The following is a 16,763-nucleotide window of genomic DNA, read 5'->3' on the forward strand; positions in this document are numbered from 1 at the left end:
ATGGATAAGCCATTAAGTACCTCAGATTCGCTTTTATATGACATATCCTATGGTGCATCCTGAAAATAATTTGTCTGACCAATAAATAAGTTACAACTCAACATTCCTTGTACTCTTTAATATAAGCTTGAATGCTTAAAACTATCTCTAATTCATTGCTACACTTTGAAATGCAATGATGTACTCAGGAATCTTAGAGGTGTTTGTGCGCAGTACAAAAGGATTTACTTTAATTGAGTTGGTCGTTGTGATTGTTATTTTGGGGATCCTCGCAGTTACGGCAGCACCAAAATTCCTGAATTTTTCCAAGGATGCAAAAATTGCGACCGTGAAAGGCTTCAAAGGGGTGATTTCTGCTCAGGTCTCAATGCTGAACAGTAAAGCGATGATCCAGGGAAAAACGGGTGATAATGTGGATGTTGAAACAGATTACGGCTTGTTCCAATTTTATGGCGGCTACCCGGAATCGCGCAGTGAGTCGACATCACCTCACAAGTTCTTAATCCAAACATTTATTGATCTTGGCGCCCCGGAGTCTGAAACTTTGGACGGTTCAACACGCTCTGCGACACACGGTGATGTTGTCGTCTATGAAGATAATGATTATTCACGAGTTGGCTACGGCTCAGGCAATTTGTTGTCCGGTAACTGCTATGCCGAATACCAATCAGACACTGCGGACAGTGTGAAAGCAGTAACCACTGGCTGTTAATTAAAACCCCAGGAGCAGTTTTTATTAAAGGTTCAAAGATCCCGTCCGATTTAGCTATGATGACAGTTACCAGTCAAACCAAGTGGTTGAACGGATATGGACTACAGGCCGGTACAGGGAGACGTTGGTGAAGGCGGAATTTATCAGGTTTATTATCCAGAACCTGCAATGCGTCATGTGGTCGAATGCTTCTGGCAACTGACAGTCACAGCAGGAAGCTACTCTTACCGGAGCATTCCAGATAATTGTGTTGACTGGGTAACCGAAATTGGTACGCCAGATATCTCCCTTCTGGTTCCTCCTTTTAAAGCCCCTGCATTTTTTGCCCTTTATGGTCCGGCAATTTACTTCGGAATTCGCTTCCAGCCTCTGGGACAGCACTGTCTGACAGGTACGCCTGTTGGGGAGTGGGGTTGTTCTACGGAAGGGATATCCGCCTACGACCTGCTTCCTGCTCCACTGGCATACCACATTAATGAAACCTTGGTTGCCGTAAATACCTTCGAACAACGTTGTACTGCCCTTTCATCATTGCTTTCACGAGAAATCTCAGACCCATTAGCTGACAGGCGATTTCATCAATTCGTCCGCCAGACACTCACGTTACCTAGTACTGACAATCACCATGACCTTGCTGCAGCGTCAGGTATCAGTGAGCGTCAGTTGCGAAGGCTCAGCCATCTATACACCGGGCTTTCCCCAAAATCCCTCCAGCGTATTTTCCGTTTCCAGCAGACCCTGGCACGTATGCATCGGTGTAACGACCCTGCGGCATGGTCAACATACTATTACGACCAATCCCATTTCATCCGAGAGTTCCGAGCGTTTACCGGTATGACTCCCCTCGCCTTTCGCAGAAAGTCCGTTTTATACAATAAAGATGAACACTGCTGACCTATTCTGCTCCTTTCACATCTGAATAAGGAGCCAACAGATGATTGAAGTACAGTCAATGTTTCCGGTAATGGTCACGCCACAACTCGACGCAGTAAAAGAGTTTTACGAGACCCATTTCGGGTTTACCACGGCATTTTACGAAAAAGAGTTCTACCTTCACTTGGTATCATCAAACGGTGCAGTTCAGTTGGGGTTTCTGATGCCGGGCCACCCGACCCAGCCAGATTTCCTGCACCCGCAGATGAACCCAGACGGCTATGTCATCTCATTGGAAGTGCAGGATGCAGAAAAGGCCTATGATGTTGCAAAGTCAGAATCACTTACCATTTCCCAGCCGCTTAAAGAAGAGGTATGGGGGCAATATCACTTTATGGTGACTGACCCCTCGGGGATACAGGTTGATATCGTACAAAACATCGACCCTCAGTGAAAAACTATTCATTCGGGGTCAGCAATACTGGCCCCGAAGGCTCAAAACCAAGAAACATGCTCATCATAAATTCCCGTCGCTTGTGCTAACCTCTTTCTAACTGACTGACTCACCACCGGAAGTTAACACTGATGCGAATATCCGCCAGTTTCTTTGCTGCCCTTCTGGGTATTTCAGCATTGTTCAATCCAATATCGGTTTCAGCTGTTACTCAGCCTTGGCAGAACCCGGCGTTTATCCTTAATGCTTTCCATCAGATAGCACTAAAAAACGAATACTCTCCCGGGGAACAGAAGGTACGTAAATGGACACATCCAGTCAGTGTGTGGATTGAACACAAGGTTGGCGATCGCCAGCTTCACAACGAGCTCGTCACGTTACACTTGCAGCATTTGTCTGCTCTAACCGGGTTGCAATTTACCAAGGCAGCATCCGAGCAATCCGCCAACCTGTCAATCCTGTTTACCCGGCAATCCACCTGGTTTCGGGATGCCCAGAAATTGTTTCGGACAAAGGACACATCTTTTTTGAATGGTGCTGTATGCGCGGCACATTTCGCCACTAACGGCCGGGGAAGCCTGACCAAAGCCGCAGTCGTTATTCCGGTTGATCAGGCACGAATGCATGGCAAGCTTGTTGCGTGCGTAGTGGAAGAGATCACCCAGACAATGGGGCTCCCGAACGATTCCGAACAGGTTTACCCCTCTATATTCAACGACAGGACACCGGAGGATTTGCTTTCAGGGTTGGACAGCATCCTTATCCGTATGCTCTACCAACCGGACATTAAACCGGGGCAAAGCTGGAATATGGTAAAACCCAAGCTGGAGCAGACCCTGAAAACCTGGCAGAAAGATGGCACCCTTGCCCGGGCGAATGCGGAAATCCGACGTGGCGGTCTCTATAAACTCATGGGCCTGTAATTGTTTGCCCGCCCCACTATAGTTAATCAAGCTCATATCCACATTGGTTACCGGCAATTTTTACCTTTCATCCAATTTTAAAACTTTGATCCAAGCGTTAACGAAATCAATACAACCAGAGGATAATATTGAAAAATCGCATCAGATTTGGATGCGAAAACAACACTCCAAGCAATGTAGTGGGCCATTATGTTCAAACTTCTTGTCCGACGTCTGGGACCCTTAGTCATCCTTGCTGCTGCCATCGGTGGAGCCTCACTGTTAATGGCAACCAAAGAAAAGCCGGAAAAGCGTGAAGTTAAAGCCTTACCTCCGGTAGTCGAAGTCATGACTGCCCATCCCACAACCCTCACATTGGATATCAATTCCTACGGGACCGTTGAGCCCAAATTGAAAACCCAACTGACCAGCGAAGTCCAGGGGCGGATTATCTCGCTCTCCGACAAATTTGTGGCCGGTGGTCATGTTGTGAAAGGTGAATTACTGGCAAATATTGAACCGGCAGATTACCAGGCTGCTGTACGCCAGTCTGAAGCGGCACTCGCCCAGGCCCAGGCCTCACTGAATGAAGAAAAAGCCAGGGCGGAGGTAGCCAAAACAGAATTCCGGGATTTCAAGCGCGGTGCAGTCCCCGCACTCGGACTCCGTCTTCCGCAGTTAAAGCGTGAAGAGGCGAACGTCAAATCTGCACAGGCTGCACTGGAAAGCGCCCGCCGTAATCTTGTCCGAACCGAAATCCGCAGCCCGTTTACTGGACTGATTCGTACCCGGAACATCCAGCTCGGGCAGTACGTGGGAATTGGCAGCAATCTTGGTGAGATTTACGGCACTGGGATGGCTGAAATCCGGCTTCCAGTGACACCGGACAATCTTGCCGCCCTGTCAAATGAAGGTATGAAGGGAATCCCAGTCACATTTGCCATGAAATCTGTGGGGGAAACCCTACTCTGGCAGGGCACCCTGGTGCGTTCAGAAGGCATTGTCGACCCACAAAACAGGATGATTTATCTGGTTGCGGAAGTAGCTTCACCTTATGACCAGCCTCAAGCAGGGTCTCCACTTAGATTCGGCGCGTTCGTCAACGCAACCATTGAAGGGAAACAGGCTCAGGGCATTACCCAACTGCCACGCTACGTTGTCAGCAATAACCAGGTTGCTGTGATAACGGCAGATAATACCGTCGCATGGCGCGGCGTTGATGTCATTGGCTCCAGAGGAAATAACCTGCTTGTCTCCAGTGGTCTCAAGGAGGGAGACCGCATTGCGCTGACTGGCCCTGCCAATCTTAAGGATGGCATGAAGGTCACTGTTGCGGAAGACAACCGCACCGCCACCGCCAAACCGGACAAGTGAGGGGTCAGTCATGCAGGTACATAACACCTCATCCGGCATCATAAGTTGGTTTGCCCGCAACCCGGTGGCGGCCAACCTGTTGATGATCATCCTCCTCGTAGGGGGCACGTTCAGTGCCCTGTTGATAAACAAAGAAGTCTTTCCCCGCTTTGAGCTTAACCGGATACAAGTCTCCGTTGCCTACCCCGGCGCCACCCCCGACGACATTGAACAGGGCATTATCCTCAAGATAGAAGAAGCCATAGAAGATGTTACCGGGATGGAGAAAATCACCTCCATCGCAAGAGAAAGTGTTGGCTCTGTTACTATCGAAGTTGCTGACGGTTACGAAACAAAAGAAGTCCTCGACGACATAAAGCGCCGGATTGATGGTATATCCACATTTCCTGCCAGTATTGAGACACCAGAAGTTTTCCAGCTGGAACCCCGTAATAACGTGATATGGGTATCTGTCTACGGTGAACTTGGCGCCCGTGAACAGAAAAACCTCGCCAAGGCAATCAGAGATGAGCTGGCGGCACTGCCTTCACTTTCAGGTGCTGACCTCAGCAGTGTACTCAAGGATGAAATTGCCATAGAGGTGTCCGAAAACCAGCTGCGTAAATTTGGCCTGACATTTTCACAGGTTGCCGCCGCGGTGCAAAAAGCCTCCCTGGACCTGCCGGCAGGAAGTATCCGCACGGAAGGGGGGGATATCCTGCTACGTACCAAGGGACAAGCCTATTACGGGGATGATTTTAACAACCTTACACTGGGTACCCGGCCTGACGGCAGCCGGCTGCTGCTTTCAGATGTCGCGACCATCAATGATGGCTTCGAAGATCGGATGAGCTATACCCGTTTTAATGGCAATCCGGCCGCAATTATTGAAGTCGTCAGTGTTGACGACCAGGATGCACTAGCCATTTCAAAAGAGGTTAAGAAGTACATTGAAAAACGCCGGGCTTCGTTACCGGACGGAGCCAAGATAGATACTTGGGGTGACCTGACCCATTACCTTGAAGGACGGCTTAACATGATGCTGTCCAACATGTTTTACGGTGCCCTGTTGGTATTCCTTATTCTTGCACTGTTCCTCGATCTCAAATTGGCGTTCTGGGTGATGATGGGCTTGCCGGTCTGTTTCCTCGGTACGCTGATGGTTATGCCTATGGAGCCCTTTAACCTCACCATCAACCTGTTGACCCTTTTTGCCTTTATTCTTGTACTCGGCATAGTGGTCGATGACGCCATCGTCATCGGTGAGAGCTCCTACAGTGAAATCGAACGCAATGGGCATTCTGTAGGTAACGTTATAGTCGGAGCCCGGCGGGTGGCACTGCCTGCAACCTTCGGTGTACTCACCACTGTCGCCGCTTTCCTGCCTACCATCATGGTGACAGGAACCATGAGCGTTATCTGGAAATCCATCGGTATGGTGGTCATCCTCTGTCTTTTATTTTCGCTTGTTGAATCCAAACTGATTCTCCCGGCCCACCTTGCCCATATGCGCTACCGGCCCAACAGGGGAAGAAACCCATTCTCCCGCGCCAAACTTCGCTTTCACAAAGCACTGGACCATTTTATCCATCACAGTTACCGGCGTTTTATTAAAACCTGTATCAGTTGGCGTTACCACGTATTGGCTGCCTTTGCAGGCGTGCTGATCCTTGCCGGTTCGCTGTTGGCCAGCGGGCAGGTGCGGTGGGTATTTTTCCCTAATATCCCTTCGGACTTTCTTCAGGTCAGTCTGGATATGGAAACCGGTACTGCAGAAAAGGATACCCTGAAAGCACTACAGAAAGTGGAACACGCCCTTTATGCCACAGATGAGAAACTGGCACAGGAATTTGGCAGCAGCGTGGTCAAACACAGCCTGGTATCCCTTGAAAGTGCAACAAAGGCATTTCTCTTTATCGAATTGACCAAATCCGAAACCCGGGAGATTGACGGTATCAGTATCTCCAATGCCCTGCGTGATGCCATTCCACCACTGGCGGGAGTGAAAAAGCTATCCATGGATGCGTCCACCAACAACGGAGGCGGGGCCATTGCTTTCCGGTTGCAAGCCGACAACCTTGAGGCGCTTTCAGGCGCATCGCAAGCACTCAAAGAAAAGCTGGCAACCTATGAAGGTGTATTCGATATCACTGACAATTTCGGTGACAGCAGTGAAGAAATAAGGCTTTCCATCCGACCGGAGGCCGAAGCCCTGGGGCTGACCCTTTCAGACCTTGCGACCCAAGTCCGTTACGCCTTCTATGGTTTCGAAGCACAGCGTATATTGCGCAACAAAGAAGAGGTAAAGGTAATGGTACGCTACCCCAGCGATCAACGCCGAAGCCTCAGCCACCTGGAAAGCATGATGATCCGAACACCGGACGGCATTGCCCTGCCATTTTCGTCTGCTGCCAACATGGAATTATCAGAAAGCTTTGTATCCATCAACCGGATAGACGGGAAACGGGCAGTATCCGTCACCGCTAACGCGGATAAAACCCAGGTTGAACCGGGAAAAATCGCTGCTGAAATCAGTAAGGAATTTCTGCCGACATTACCCACCCGGTTCCCTGGCGTGACCGTGTCACTGGAAGGGGAAACAGAAGAAGAACAGAAAGCCATATTCAGCCTTGCCCAGGGCTTCTTCTTTGCACTGTTTACTGTTTATGCCCTGATGGCTATCCCGCTGAAGTCCTACACACAGCCACTTATCATTATGTCGGTCATTCCCTTTGGGGTAATTGGGGCTGTGGTCGGGCACTTCCTGCTTGGACTCTCCATGAGCGTCCTCAGTATGATGGGGATCATCGCGCTGGCCGGGGTGGTTGTTAACGATTCCCTGATTTTGGTGGACTTTGTCAACCGGGCTCGACGGGAAGACGGGGTAGACAAGCAGACCGCTGTGGTCGAAGCCGGCTGTTACCGCTTCCGGGCGATCATGCTGACCTCTCTAACCACCTTCTTTGGCTTAGTGCCGATTTTGCTCGAAACCAGCCTTCAGGCAAAAATTGTCATCCCGATGGCCACGTCCCTCGCCTTTGGCATTCTGTTTTCTACCCTGGTAACCCTCATTTTAATCCCGGTTTTGTATATCGTGATGGATGACTTCCGCCGGTTTTTTGTATGGTGGTGGAAACCCGGTACTGGCAAATCAGAGCGCGAAAAGGCCTGATTGCCAGCCAATCAACGCTCGCTGAAACCTGCACCTTGAAGGAGTTTGGGGATATAAATCCACTTTTTAGGGGTAATAGCCACGTTGCCCCTCATTTCATTAATTTGTAAAAGCCAGAGCATAATTTCATTTTAAAACAGTGAATACTAAACATTTTCTGGCTATCTCGCGTACTATCCAGATATCTGAACCAGACATCCAATATTTATAACCATATGGAATTTATAGATAATTTTTTATAAATTTTTAATTTGATTTCCCGAATCAAAAACCTTAGGATTCATCGCGAATTCCGGTCTCTCTCCCGGCGTTCACCATCATTTGGGCGATACAACATCCCCCGATCAACTCGCCGTTCCCTACCGGGTTTTCGCGCGACACTATTTCCGTCTTCGACGGTTTCAACGGGTTAACAGCGCGGTTTTCGCACTATCCCTTATTTCATAGTCTCTGCCACGGCGAGATCACGACAACCGGCTCAAATTGCTTTGTCTATAGCCGGCACATTGTACCCCTTACCGACAGTCTGTCGTTTCACACAACAGGCAGGTATTCGCTTTGCCCATTCTGAAGGCAAATCAGGTTCGTGACCTCCCATGGCGGCATCCGCCTGACCTCTGTCAGCGCGTCATTTTTTAGGAGGAGCATATGCCAAACGGCTTGATGCTTAGTGACCTCGCCATTGCCGGGGCTTTACTGTTACTGGGAAAAATCCTTCGGGTTCACTTTTCCATTTTCCAGCGTCTTTACCTGCCCTCTGCCGTACTGGCAGGCATCATGGGGCTTGCTTTTGGCCCTGCCGGGTTTGACATTATTCCGTGGACCAGTGGGTTAGCTTCAAACGCCGGCCTGCTGACCGCTGCCCTGTTTTCGGCTCTCGGCCTTGCCACAGATCTGCCTTCGCCATCCGTTGTGGCAAAGCGTGCAGGATCACTGTGGGCATTCAACCAGGTTGCATCTGTTTCCCAATGGCTGTTTGCCGCTTTGCTGGGTCTTTTTCTGGCTACCTACATCTGGCCTGACCTCAGCCCGGCTATTGGTATCACCCTGTCGGCCGGTTTTATGGGTGGTCACGGTACCTCCGCGGTTGTCGGTGACATCCTCGGCAATATGGGCTGGCAGGATGCATTTACTCTCAGCCTGACCTTTGCAACCCTTGGTATCTTTGTATCCATCTCCATTGGAATGCTAATTCTCCAGTTCGCCCTGAAACTGGGCCTGATTAAACGCTTCACGACATTCGCCAGCATGAGCGAGCATGAACGTAAAGGCCTGGTACACCCGAACGATCAGGAAGCCGTAATGAAAGACTCCATGTCTTCTCTGTCGGTGGATACTTTTGCCGTACATGCGGCTCTGGTTTTAGTGGTTACAGCGTTCTCTTATGCATCAGCACACTACCTGTCATCGTTCCATGACAAAGTGCAGATCCCGACCTTTGTTACCGGTTTCCTGGGCGGGATGCTTGTCCGTATCATTGCCAAACGCACCCGCGCTTCCCAGTACCTCTGTGACAAAGTTTTCGACCATGCAGCAGGAATCTCCACCGATTACCTGATTGTGTTTGGCATATCAGCCATCAAAATCACGGTGCTGGTTAACTACCTGGCCCCTATGGTGATCCTGGCTATAGGCGGTATCTGTTTTACCCTTTTCCTGGTGCTCTGGGTTGCGCCGCGAATTCTGGGCGATGACTGGTTTGAAAAAGGGATATTTTCCTGGGGATGGCTGACCGGAACCGTTGCCATGGGTATTGCATTGCTCCGTATCGTTGACCCCAAAATGAAAAGCCGGGTACTGGATGACTACGCCATCGCCTATGTACCTGGGTCGATTACTGACATCTTCATTATTTCCCTGATGCCGGTTGCCATGATGACTGGCATGCAGTGGGAAGCCATTGGTGTCGGTGTGGCCTATATCCTGTTTGTACTGTCCATCTGGCGCTTTGTGTTTAACCGCCGCCAGACTGCATCACTTTCCAGCCGGGAATCCATGTCATAACGGGCCCCCAGGATACTTAAACAGCGTTCCACATCTGCCCCCTTTCGATCCCCCTATGCGAAGGGGGGCAGACCATTTTATTCAGCGGTTTTTTCTTTTTTCATCACGGCTGGCGACCCTGTCACTCCATTGCCCTCTTCAGGTTGAGGCTTTTTCCGGCTCATCCTCACCACGGAAAACACCACCAGCGTCATCCCGATTGCATGGTATAGCGTAAACGCCTCCCCAAGCACCAACACTGCCAGTGCGGCAGTAATCGCCGGGCCAACATTGCTGGCCAGGCTCAGTTGTGTGGCAGAAAGCCTTGCCATCCCAGCTGCTATGAGAAATGACGGCAATACAGTACAGAAAATTCCAATCGCCACACCCAAAGCAATAAAATCCCCGGACATGACCGTCACATCAAAATCAGAAAAGGTCGCCTGCGTAAGGATCACCAGCCCGGCGCTCCCCATGCCGACACAGGTGAACAGTAAACTCCCCATGCGGGTAATGGCCTGTTTACTGAAGATCAGGTAATGGGCAAAGATGAACGCAGAAAGCAGGGCGAGCCCGGAACCCAGGCCGACATTCAACCCAGGGTTGCCAACATCGTGCACCACAATAAAAGCAATGCCGATATAACCGCCAACCACAGCAGAAACGACACCCGGTGCCGGTTTTTGCTTCATGTATAGCCAGCTCAGCAGCACAACAAAGCTCGGAAACAGGAAGATAATCAGCCTTTCCAACTGCGCAGATATATACGCCAGTGCCTCAATATCCAGATAGGACGCAAGGTAGTAACCCAGAATACCTATAGCCGCTGCTTTCAACCCGTGTTTCCGGAGTTTCTGCCGGTTATCCGGGAACCGGCAAAGCCAGAGAAGAATAATGAGGTACAACGGCACAGAACTGCCCGCCCTCAGCGCCATTATTGCAACAGCATCGCCCCCTGCCTGGTAGGCCAGTTTGATCAATACGGGCTTGGCGGAAAACAAAAAAGTGCCAATCAGGGCGTAAATAATCCCTGTAGTGATTTGCCTGCCATCTTGCTGATTGTCAGCGCTCACGGCTATCTCCTTGATGGTAGTGAAGGGAAGGAGACTGTGAGCAAATGAAGTGATAGAACAAAACCGGCTGCATCTCTCACAGCCAGTTACACGTATTCGCTACCGGCTGATCTTATCTGCCAGTAGTAGCCACAATGTGCTGAAGAATACGCCTTTCATAGGTAAATCCTTTTTGTGCCCATTAAAGGAACAGTGAATTTTCAAGCTAATGGTTCAGCACAAAAATGTAAACACCTTGTGAGATATAATTTGCATTAATTCCGTAACAACGGTCAAGCAACGCAAAAGGCAACCACGCACGAATTGGAGGGCGTCCCTTCCACACGACTGAATAATCCCATCTCTTGATTCATTATCAAAAAATAAAAAAAGATTAGCTTTACAATGACCAAAACTACTGTACTATGACCCTCGTTAAGAGTTATTCAGTGACACTATAAGTTTAGTTAAGCCTCAGATTCCTTCCTAGCCGATGTTAATTCTGCGTTTTCCCTTCTCTTTATCGTTGCATTAAATAATTCGAAACCTAACATCGCATAAAGCGATAAATTAAAAACAGTTGAAAGAGAAAAAAGACATGGCTAAATCTACTGGTCTGGTAAAATGGTTTAACGAAGAAAAAGGTTTCGGTTTCATCACTCAAGACAACGGTGGCGCAGACGTATTCGTACATTTCCGCTCTATCGTTTCTGACGGTTTCAAGACTCTGTCTGAAGGTCAAAAAGTTTCTTTTGACGTTGAGCAAGGTCAAAAAGGCCCACAAGCAGCTAACGTAACAGCGCTGTAATTGCCTTTAATGAAGGAATTGGCACAAAAGCCAATTCCTTCATGCTCCTCCAACACCTTCTTAACCCTCTGTTTTACCTCTGTATTCCATCTCATTCTTTGTTTACTCCCAAGTCCCAGAATACTTGTATCCACATGTTTTTATATAAGGAAATCTATGGCACGCTCAATCAGCCGCCAGCGTTTTTGGTTTTATCAGAACCGCCAAACCAATACCAAACAATCACTAAAGGACAATAAATGATCGTCAAATATCATATGCTTCAAAATCAAAAAGTCTGGGATGCAACCATGCATCAACTCAACAGCGACACCCTTCTAAGACATATTCAAATGAAAGGTGGCGTTGCTGACACCAACCTTAATGTTAGATATTGTGAAGAAACACAGAAAGGTGAAATATCTGACAGCAATCACGCAATTATCGGTAATTTCCAGGTTTTCTTCTAATTACAAACCCTAAAAAAGTTAATCATTGAAAGTCGTGTATTAACCGTAAGTTTCACATGATTTTCTAATTAGCTTCCTTTCCTATACTGCAAGCAACATTAATTCACAATCTGATCCCAACATTTAGTCCACATTCAGAATAGCTCAAGAATATTCAGACAAAGCCGGCCACACATCAGCATTCCCGTTAACCAAATGTACGGGTTGGTCGGCTGAGACTATCTTTTCCCCCGACTGTTCCAGAAATGAAAACTGAATTTCTAGTTACAAAATTCGTTGAATTATTCAAATATCGGCGTATTACTAAAAAACAGTTTCTTCCTCCCAAGTTATAGAACAGGAACGGGTCATGAAAAAGATGTCTGTGGCGCTGCTGAGTGCTGCCATATTGTCTGCGATCAGCATCAGTGCTGATGCCTGTACAGGATTGATTGTTGGCAAGGGTGCCTCAGCAGACGGCAGTATCATCATCGCCCGAAATGAAGATTTTGGCGTGAATAACTGGAATAAGCATATGGTCTACCACCCGGCCCAGAAGAACCAGGGCGGCGAGTGGCACCTGGGCAACGGCCTGGTGGTACCCATGCCTGCACAATTTTTCGGTTATTCCGCCATGCCCGACTGGGATGCAGGCACAGTGACACCGTCTGGCCGGTATTATGAAGAGCGTGGAATCAACCAATTCAATGTCGCGGTATCAGCCACAACCAGCGCTGAGTCCAACAAAAAAGCGCAGGCGGCTGATCCTCTGGTGAAGCACGGGATCATTGAAGCCGTTATCCCTACACTCATCTTGCCACAGGCACAATCAGCCCGCGAAGGCGTTGCTCTGCTGGGTCACTACGTCGAGCAATACGGCGCTGGCGAAGCTAACAGCCTTTACATTGCTGACACCAAGGAAGTCTGGCTGGTTGAAATCGGTTCTGGCCACCAATGGATTGCAGTAAAAGTGCCTGACAACAGCTACGCTATCATGGCAAACGGCTTGCGGGTACATGGCGTTAACCTTAACAGCGATGATGTGATGCATGCCAAAGGGCTGTTCGAATTCGTCAAGCAACACAACCTGCTGGATAACCCGGATGCTAAATCCTTCAATTTTGCCAAGGCATTTGGCGTCGTCGGTGATATCTACAATACTGACCGTGAGTGGCTGGGCCAGTCCATACTGACACCATCTCACGATCAGGAAGTCCGCCAGCAACAATACCCGCTGTTTATGCAACCGGACCAGAAGATCTCTGTCGCCGATGTGGCAGATGTACTTGGAGCAACTTTCAAGGGCACAGTACTGGAAAAAACAGGCCAGCGCCCAATGCGGGTAGACCGCCAGTTGGAAAGCCATATCATCCAACTCCGCCCTTACATGGAAAAGCCTTTCCAGGGTCTTATCTGGCAAAGTCTGGGCGTGTTGCCTGAATCGGTTCTGATGCCAATTTACACCACGTTGCACCAATACCCTGCTGCATACACAACCGGTACCGACCAGTACAGCGACAACTCTGCCTTCTGGCAATTCCGCAGCCTCACCACGCTGGCTGAAACCAACCCGAATAAGTACATGCCGGTTATCAAGGGCACCTGGGACAAGCAGGAAACCGAGCTATACAGACAAGTATCCGCCATGGACAAAATGCTGAACCAGACTTACAAAACCGAACCGGCAACAGCCAAAGAAATGGCAGCAGATTTCTCTTACGGACAGCTCAATAAAATGCTTTCAACCGCCACCCAGCTTCGCTACAAGATGATGACGGACCTGACCAAACACACCGAGAAGAAATACTCACCGGAAGAGTTCAAAAAGATAATGAGTTTGTAGTCACTCTGAAAAAGCCGGGTGGCGAACCTTAGCCATTCGGCTTCAGGTGCATATAGACACCTGTGCTACAAATCAGACAGCACGTATAAAAACGCAACACTCTTGCAGACATTTGTTGGCCAGTAAAACCGGCCGGTGTTAATGGGAGGCAGGGATGGAAAACATCGCGTTAGCTGTCGTTATTCGATATGGCCGGGTGCTTATTCAGGAGCGGTACCGGAAAAATCGGGGAATGGTATTTGAGTTTCCCGGCGGGACCATTGACCCGTCAGAAACCCCGGAAGCAGCCGCATTTCGTGAGCTTTGGGAAGAAACCAGTGTCAAGGCAGACGCCCATATCGCCACCTACTCTGACGAGAACGAGTTTGGCGGTAAAGTATTCTTCGTTGTCATGGCGATTGATGATGCTGCCCTTCCCCAGCCAACTGACCCTTTACGCTTGCAATCCTTCCACTGGTGCAAAATCCCGGATATCCCGCTACATACCTTTCACCGGGCTGATATCAACTTTATTGTGCGCCACCTGCCCAAATATATCCGTCATGCCAGAAGGTGCTAAATATGCCCTTCAAAAAACTTATCAGTTTTGTATCTGTCATTAACCTTCTGGCGGCACTACTCGTATTTGTACTGTCGCAATTAATATCCTTTTTCCGTATTACACATTTCAGTGATTTTTTGTTTTATATGGTTATCGTGATATGGGGAATCGCGGGACTGACATGGATTGGCGGTGCCGAAAACAAAAACTGGGACAAAGATGACGCTGCCTATAAAACCCGGACTATGGTCTCAGGGCACGACTTCGACACCGAGAAACATACTATTCAAAAGCAAAACTATAAGTTCGGATTTATAATGTTCATCGCAGGCCTCCCAGCAACCATTTTACTTACTTGCATCCAAATTCTTGAATTATGACTTTTTAGTCGTATCAATGTATTTCTCACGATTTCCCATTCAACATTCTTTTCCCCAATACAAAGTTACCTTCTGTTCATACAGCTGTCTGGAAAAAGGAAATCATCACGAGTTAACCAGTGAGTTTTTCCTGGTGTGTTAGATCAGTTAACGGCGCACCAGTAAAACAGAAAAAAATTTTTTTTTGCTGGTGACCTTTCTGTTCATAATACAAGAAGGATACCAAATGAAACGGATATCTATCCGGCCATGGCTGGCCGGGACTTTATCAGTGGCTCTGTCTGTGACCCTGGCTTTCAGTTCAGCATATGCACACGAAGACGCCGTCGCTGATGGCAGCAAGGCCGATAACAAACACCTTCTCCATGATACTCCCAACCCTGACGGACATATCCCCAGTAACGTAAATTACGGTTTTTCCGTCATCGGACACGATACCCTTGGAGGTATTTCTGATGGCAAATATACCGATGTCTGGGCGCACAAAGGGTTCGCTTATGTGGGTACCTTCCAGGAGCCTACCTGTGACCGATCCGGTGTTTACATATCGGATATTCGGGATCCGGCAAACCCGGTGACCATAAACATGATCAAATCGCCGCCCAACACACGTATAAACGATGTGAAGGTTTACGAGGTAGCAGGCAAGGATGTACTGATTCATTCACTTGAACCCTGTGGGAAACTGGCAGGTAAGGCTCCTCAACGAGGACAGCGTGGTATCTCTCTCTGGGATGTTTCCAACCCTTCCCGGCCACATGCTCTCAAGCAGAATTTCCTCGATTTCCCTGTACACAACACGTTCGCATGGACACCGGCTTCAGGTAAAACTTACCTGCTGATTGTGGACGATATCGCGCTCAACGATCTGAAAATTGCCGACATTTCCAAACCGCAGACGCCCAAATTGCTCGGTGAAACCGGTATTGAGGACTGGCTGGTCACGAACCCCGAAATTGCTGATGACGGCCAACTGTTTACCGGCTCATTTGCCGCCTCTTTACTGCATGATATCTGGGTAAATGACATGGACCCGGGTCCCGGGGAAAACTGGCAGGCAGTACTTTCTTATTGGGATGCCGGTTTTGTGATCCTGGATGTTAATGACCCGAACAACCCGGTATTTATCAAAGATTCGACCTACCCGGACCCGGATCCTGTACTAGGTAAAAGCCCGGCCGAAGGCAATGCCCATGCAGCTGTCTTTGGCGGACCTGGCTTCGACAAGATTTTCGGCGGTGACGAAGATTTTGACGCATTGTTCTCGGCGGTAACCGTCAATGGTACAGACTATGCGGCCTCACAGGGAAGCAATGTACCCCAGGTTGGCCCGGGCGCTGACATTGAATCACTGGTTGGGCAAACCGCTTATGTAGGCCTTGCCTGTAGCGGCCCAATTCCAACTGCGGCAGATACCGGCGCAACGATTGCACTTATCGAGCGCGGGACCTGTGCTTTCACTGCCAAAGCGACAACCGTGCAGGAAGCAGGTTATGAGGCAGGCATTGTATTTAATGCTGCCGCCGAAGGCCGGTGTGACGCCACTGTCTCCATGCTGGTGGATGGAAGTATTCCCATGCTCTTTGTCCCCCGTTCCAGTGGCTTTGCCATTCTTGGTATCGAAGGGTATGACCCGGCACTGTGCCCGGCTAACGAATCCGACAATCCTCCTCTGCCGTCAACCGGCTCCCTTGGCCTCATCGCAACGCTAGGCGCAGCATTTGACGGTTGGGGGTATCTGCATGTCCTGAACAACAACACCCAGGATGTCACCGTTAAATATGGCCGTAACGGGGAGACCAGAACTGTTGGCTACCTTGGGGAAATGGGTTACTACGCGCCTTCCGAAATTACCGACCCGGCACTGGCAACCGGCGCGGGAGACCTCACTATGCACAACCTGGAAATTGACCCCCAACAGCCTAACCGTGTGTTTATTTCCTGGTATTCACTCGGAATGCGGGCCGTTGAATGGCGGGAAGGGCACTTGCATACCAACGCAATGGGTGAAGGGGTTAACTCCTGGAACATGCACGAGGTAGGACGCTTTATTGCCGGTGATGAATATGGTGATGCCAGCGGTTCAAACTTCTGGGGTATTCATGTTACTGAAGTGAATGGGGAGCAGTACGTACTTGGCTCAGACCGAAATACTGGATTGTGGATTTTCCAGTGGTCCTGTGAAGATGTCAGTAATGTGCATTACTGCAATGCACCGGTACCTTCACAGTAAAACGATGAAGCCGGCATTACGCCGGCTTT

14 protein-coding genes are annotated in these 16,763 nt (G+C 49.2%); 13 read left to right on the forward strand and 1 reads right to left on the reverse strand.

The window, feature by feature from the left end; all coding sequences use genetic code 11:
* Positions 1-205: 205 nt before the first annotated feature.
* The 7 genes from NF212_RS11115 to NF212_RS11145 all read left to right on the forward strand — a co-directional run bounded on the left by NF212_RS11115 (position 206) and on the right by NF212_RS11145 (position 9,470).
* Positions 206-712: a type II secretion system protein gene (locus NF212_RS11115; protein ID WP_434355578.1), complete on the forward strand. Its 507-nt coding sequence runs from the start codon at positions 206-208 to the stop codon at positions 710-712.
* 96 nt (positions 713-808) lie between these two features.
* The gene (locus tag NF212_RS11120; protein WP_434355580.1) at positions 809-1,606 is read left to right on the forward strand and encodes a DUF6597 domain-containing transcriptional factor; all 798 of its coding nucleotides are present in this window, start codon (positions 809-811) and stop codon (positions 1,604-1,606) included.
* 40 nt (positions 1,607-1,646) lie between these two features.
* Complete coding sequence (locus NF212_RS11125) at positions 1,647-2,039, forward strand: VOC family protein (RefSeq protein ID WP_434355582.1); 393 nt, start codon at positions 1,647-1,649, stop codon at positions 2,037-2,039.
* A gap of 131 nt (positions 2,040-2,170) precedes the next feature.
* A complete protein-coding gene (locus tag NF212_RS11130) occupies positions 2,171-2,962 on the forward strand; it encodes a DUF2927 domain-containing protein (RefSeq protein ID WP_434355584.1) in 792 nt (263 codons plus the stop codon).
* A gap of 189 nt (positions 2,963-3,151) precedes the next feature.
* Positions 3,152-4,315, forward strand: coding sequence for an efflux RND transporter periplasmic adaptor subunit (locus NF212_RS11135; RefSeq protein ID WP_434355586.1), 1,164 nt, complete (start codon positions 3,152-3,154; stop codon positions 4,313-4,315).
* Between the two features lie 10 nt (positions 4,316-4,325).
* Complete coding sequence (locus NF212_RS11140; protein WP_434355588.1) at positions 4,326-7,466, forward strand: efflux RND transporter permease subunit; 3,141 nt, start codon at positions 4,326-4,328, stop codon at positions 7,464-7,466.
* A 648-nt stretch (positions 7,467-8,114) separates the two neighbouring features.
* Entirely contained in the window at positions 8,115-9,470 is a 1,356-nt protein-coding gene (locus NF212_RS11145) for a sodium/glutamate symporter (protein WP_434355590.1), read from the forward strand.
* Between the two features lie 77 nt (positions 9,471-9,547).
* Here NF212_RS11145 and NF212_RS11150 read toward each other — a convergent pair whose 3' ends face one another.
* Entirely contained in the window at positions 9,548-10,522 is a 975-nt protein-coding gene (locus NF212_RS11150) for a DMT family transporter (protein ID WP_434355592.1), read from the reverse strand.
* A 577-nt stretch (positions 10,523-11,099) separates the two neighbouring features.
* On the opposite strand from NF212_RS11150, the gene cspE reads away from it, so the two are divergent.
* The 6 genes from cspE (at position 11,100) to NF212_RS11180 (ending at position 16,734) form a co-directional block, all read left to right on the forward strand.
* Positions 11,100-11,309, forward strand: coding sequence for a transcription antiterminator/RNA stability regulator CspE (gene cspE / locus NF212_RS11155; RefSeq protein WP_434355594.1), 210 nt, complete (start codon positions 11,100-11,102; stop codon positions 11,307-11,309).
* Positions 11,310-11,548: 239 nt separating this feature from the next.
* Positions 11,549-11,758 (forward strand): hypothetical protein, encoded by a 210-nt coding sequence (locus NF212_RS11160; RefSeq protein ID WP_434355596.1) that lies wholly within the window; start codon positions 11,549-11,551, stop codon positions 11,756-11,758.
* 349 nt (positions 11,759-12,107) lie between these two features.
* Positions 12,108-13,580, forward strand: a complete 1,473-nt coding sequence (locus tag NF212_RS11165) for a C69 family dipeptidase (protein WP_434355598.1) — start codon at positions 12,108-12,110, stop codon at positions 13,578-13,580.
* Between the two features lie 154 nt (positions 13,581-13,734).
* Positions 13,735-14,139, forward strand: coding sequence for an NUDIX hydrolase (locus tag NF212_RS11170; protein ID WP_434355600.1), 405 nt, complete (start codon positions 13,735-13,737; stop codon positions 14,137-14,139).
* Positions 14,140-14,141: 2 nt separating this feature from the next.
* Entirely contained in the window at positions 14,142-14,501 is a 360-nt protein-coding gene (locus tag NF212_RS11175) for a hypothetical protein (RefSeq protein ID WP_434355602.1), read from the forward strand.
* 226 nt (positions 14,502-14,727) lie between these two features.
* Positions 14,728-16,734 (forward strand): PA domain-containing protein, encoded by a 2,007-nt coding sequence (locus NF212_RS11180; protein ID WP_434355604.1) that lies wholly within the window; start codon positions 14,728-14,730, stop codon positions 16,732-16,734.
* The last annotated feature ends 29 nt before the right edge of the window (positions 16,735-16,763 follow it).

The organism is Parasalinivibrio latis (assembly GCF_036825535.1).
GTDB classification, from domain to species: domain Bacteria; phylum Pseudomonadota; class Gammaproteobacteria; order Enterobacterales; family Vibrionaceae; genus Parasalinivibrio; species Parasalinivibrio latis.

Bases quoted from the DNA above. Each gene is read 5' to 3' on its own strand.
- NF212_RS11120 (WP_434355580.1), top strand. From the start codon at position 809: ATGGACTACAGGCCGGTACAGGGAGACGTTGGTGAAGGCGGAATTTAT.
- NF212_RS11125 (WP_434355582.1), top strand. From the start codon at position 1,647: ATGATTGAAGTACAGTCAATGTTTCCGGTAATGGTCACGCCACAACTC.
- NF212_RS11130 (WP_434355584.1), top strand. From the start codon at position 2,171: ATGCGAATATCCGCCAGTTTCTTTGCTGCCCTTCTGGGTATTTCAGCA.
- NF212_RS11135 (WP_434355586.1), top strand. From the start codon at position 3,152: ATGTTCAAACTTCTTGTCCGACGTCTGGGACCCTTAGTCATCCTTGCT.
- NF212_RS11140 (WP_434355588.1), top strand. From the start codon at position 4,326: ATGCAGGTACATAACACCTCATCCGGCATCATAAGTTGGTTTGCCCGC.
- NF212_RS11145 (WP_434355590.1), top strand. From the start codon at position 8,115: ATGCCAAACGGCTTGATGCTTAGTGACCTCGCCATTGCCGGGGCTTTA.
- cspE (WP_434355594.1), top strand. From the start codon at position 11,100: ATGGCTAAATCTACTGGTCTGGTAAAATGGTTTAACGAAGAAAAAGGT.
- NF212_RS11160 (WP_434355596.1), top strand. From the start codon at position 11,549: ATGATCGTCAAATATCATATGCTTCAAAATCAAAAAGTCTGGGATGCA.
- NF212_RS11165 (WP_434355598.1), top strand. From the start codon at position 12,108: ATGAAAAAGATGTCTGTGGCGCTGCTGAGTGCTGCCATATTGTCTGCG.
- NF212_RS11170 (WP_434355600.1), top strand. From the start codon at position 13,735: ATGGAAAACATCGCGTTAGCTGTCGTTATTCGATATGGCCGGGTGCTT.
- NF212_RS11175 (WP_434355602.1), top strand. From the start codon at position 14,142: ATGCCCTTCAAAAAACTTATCAGTTTTGTATCTGTCATTAACCTTCTG.
- NF212_RS11180 (WP_434355604.1), top strand. From the start codon at position 14,728: ATGAAACGGATATCTATCCGGCCATGGCTGGCCGGGACTTTATCAGTG.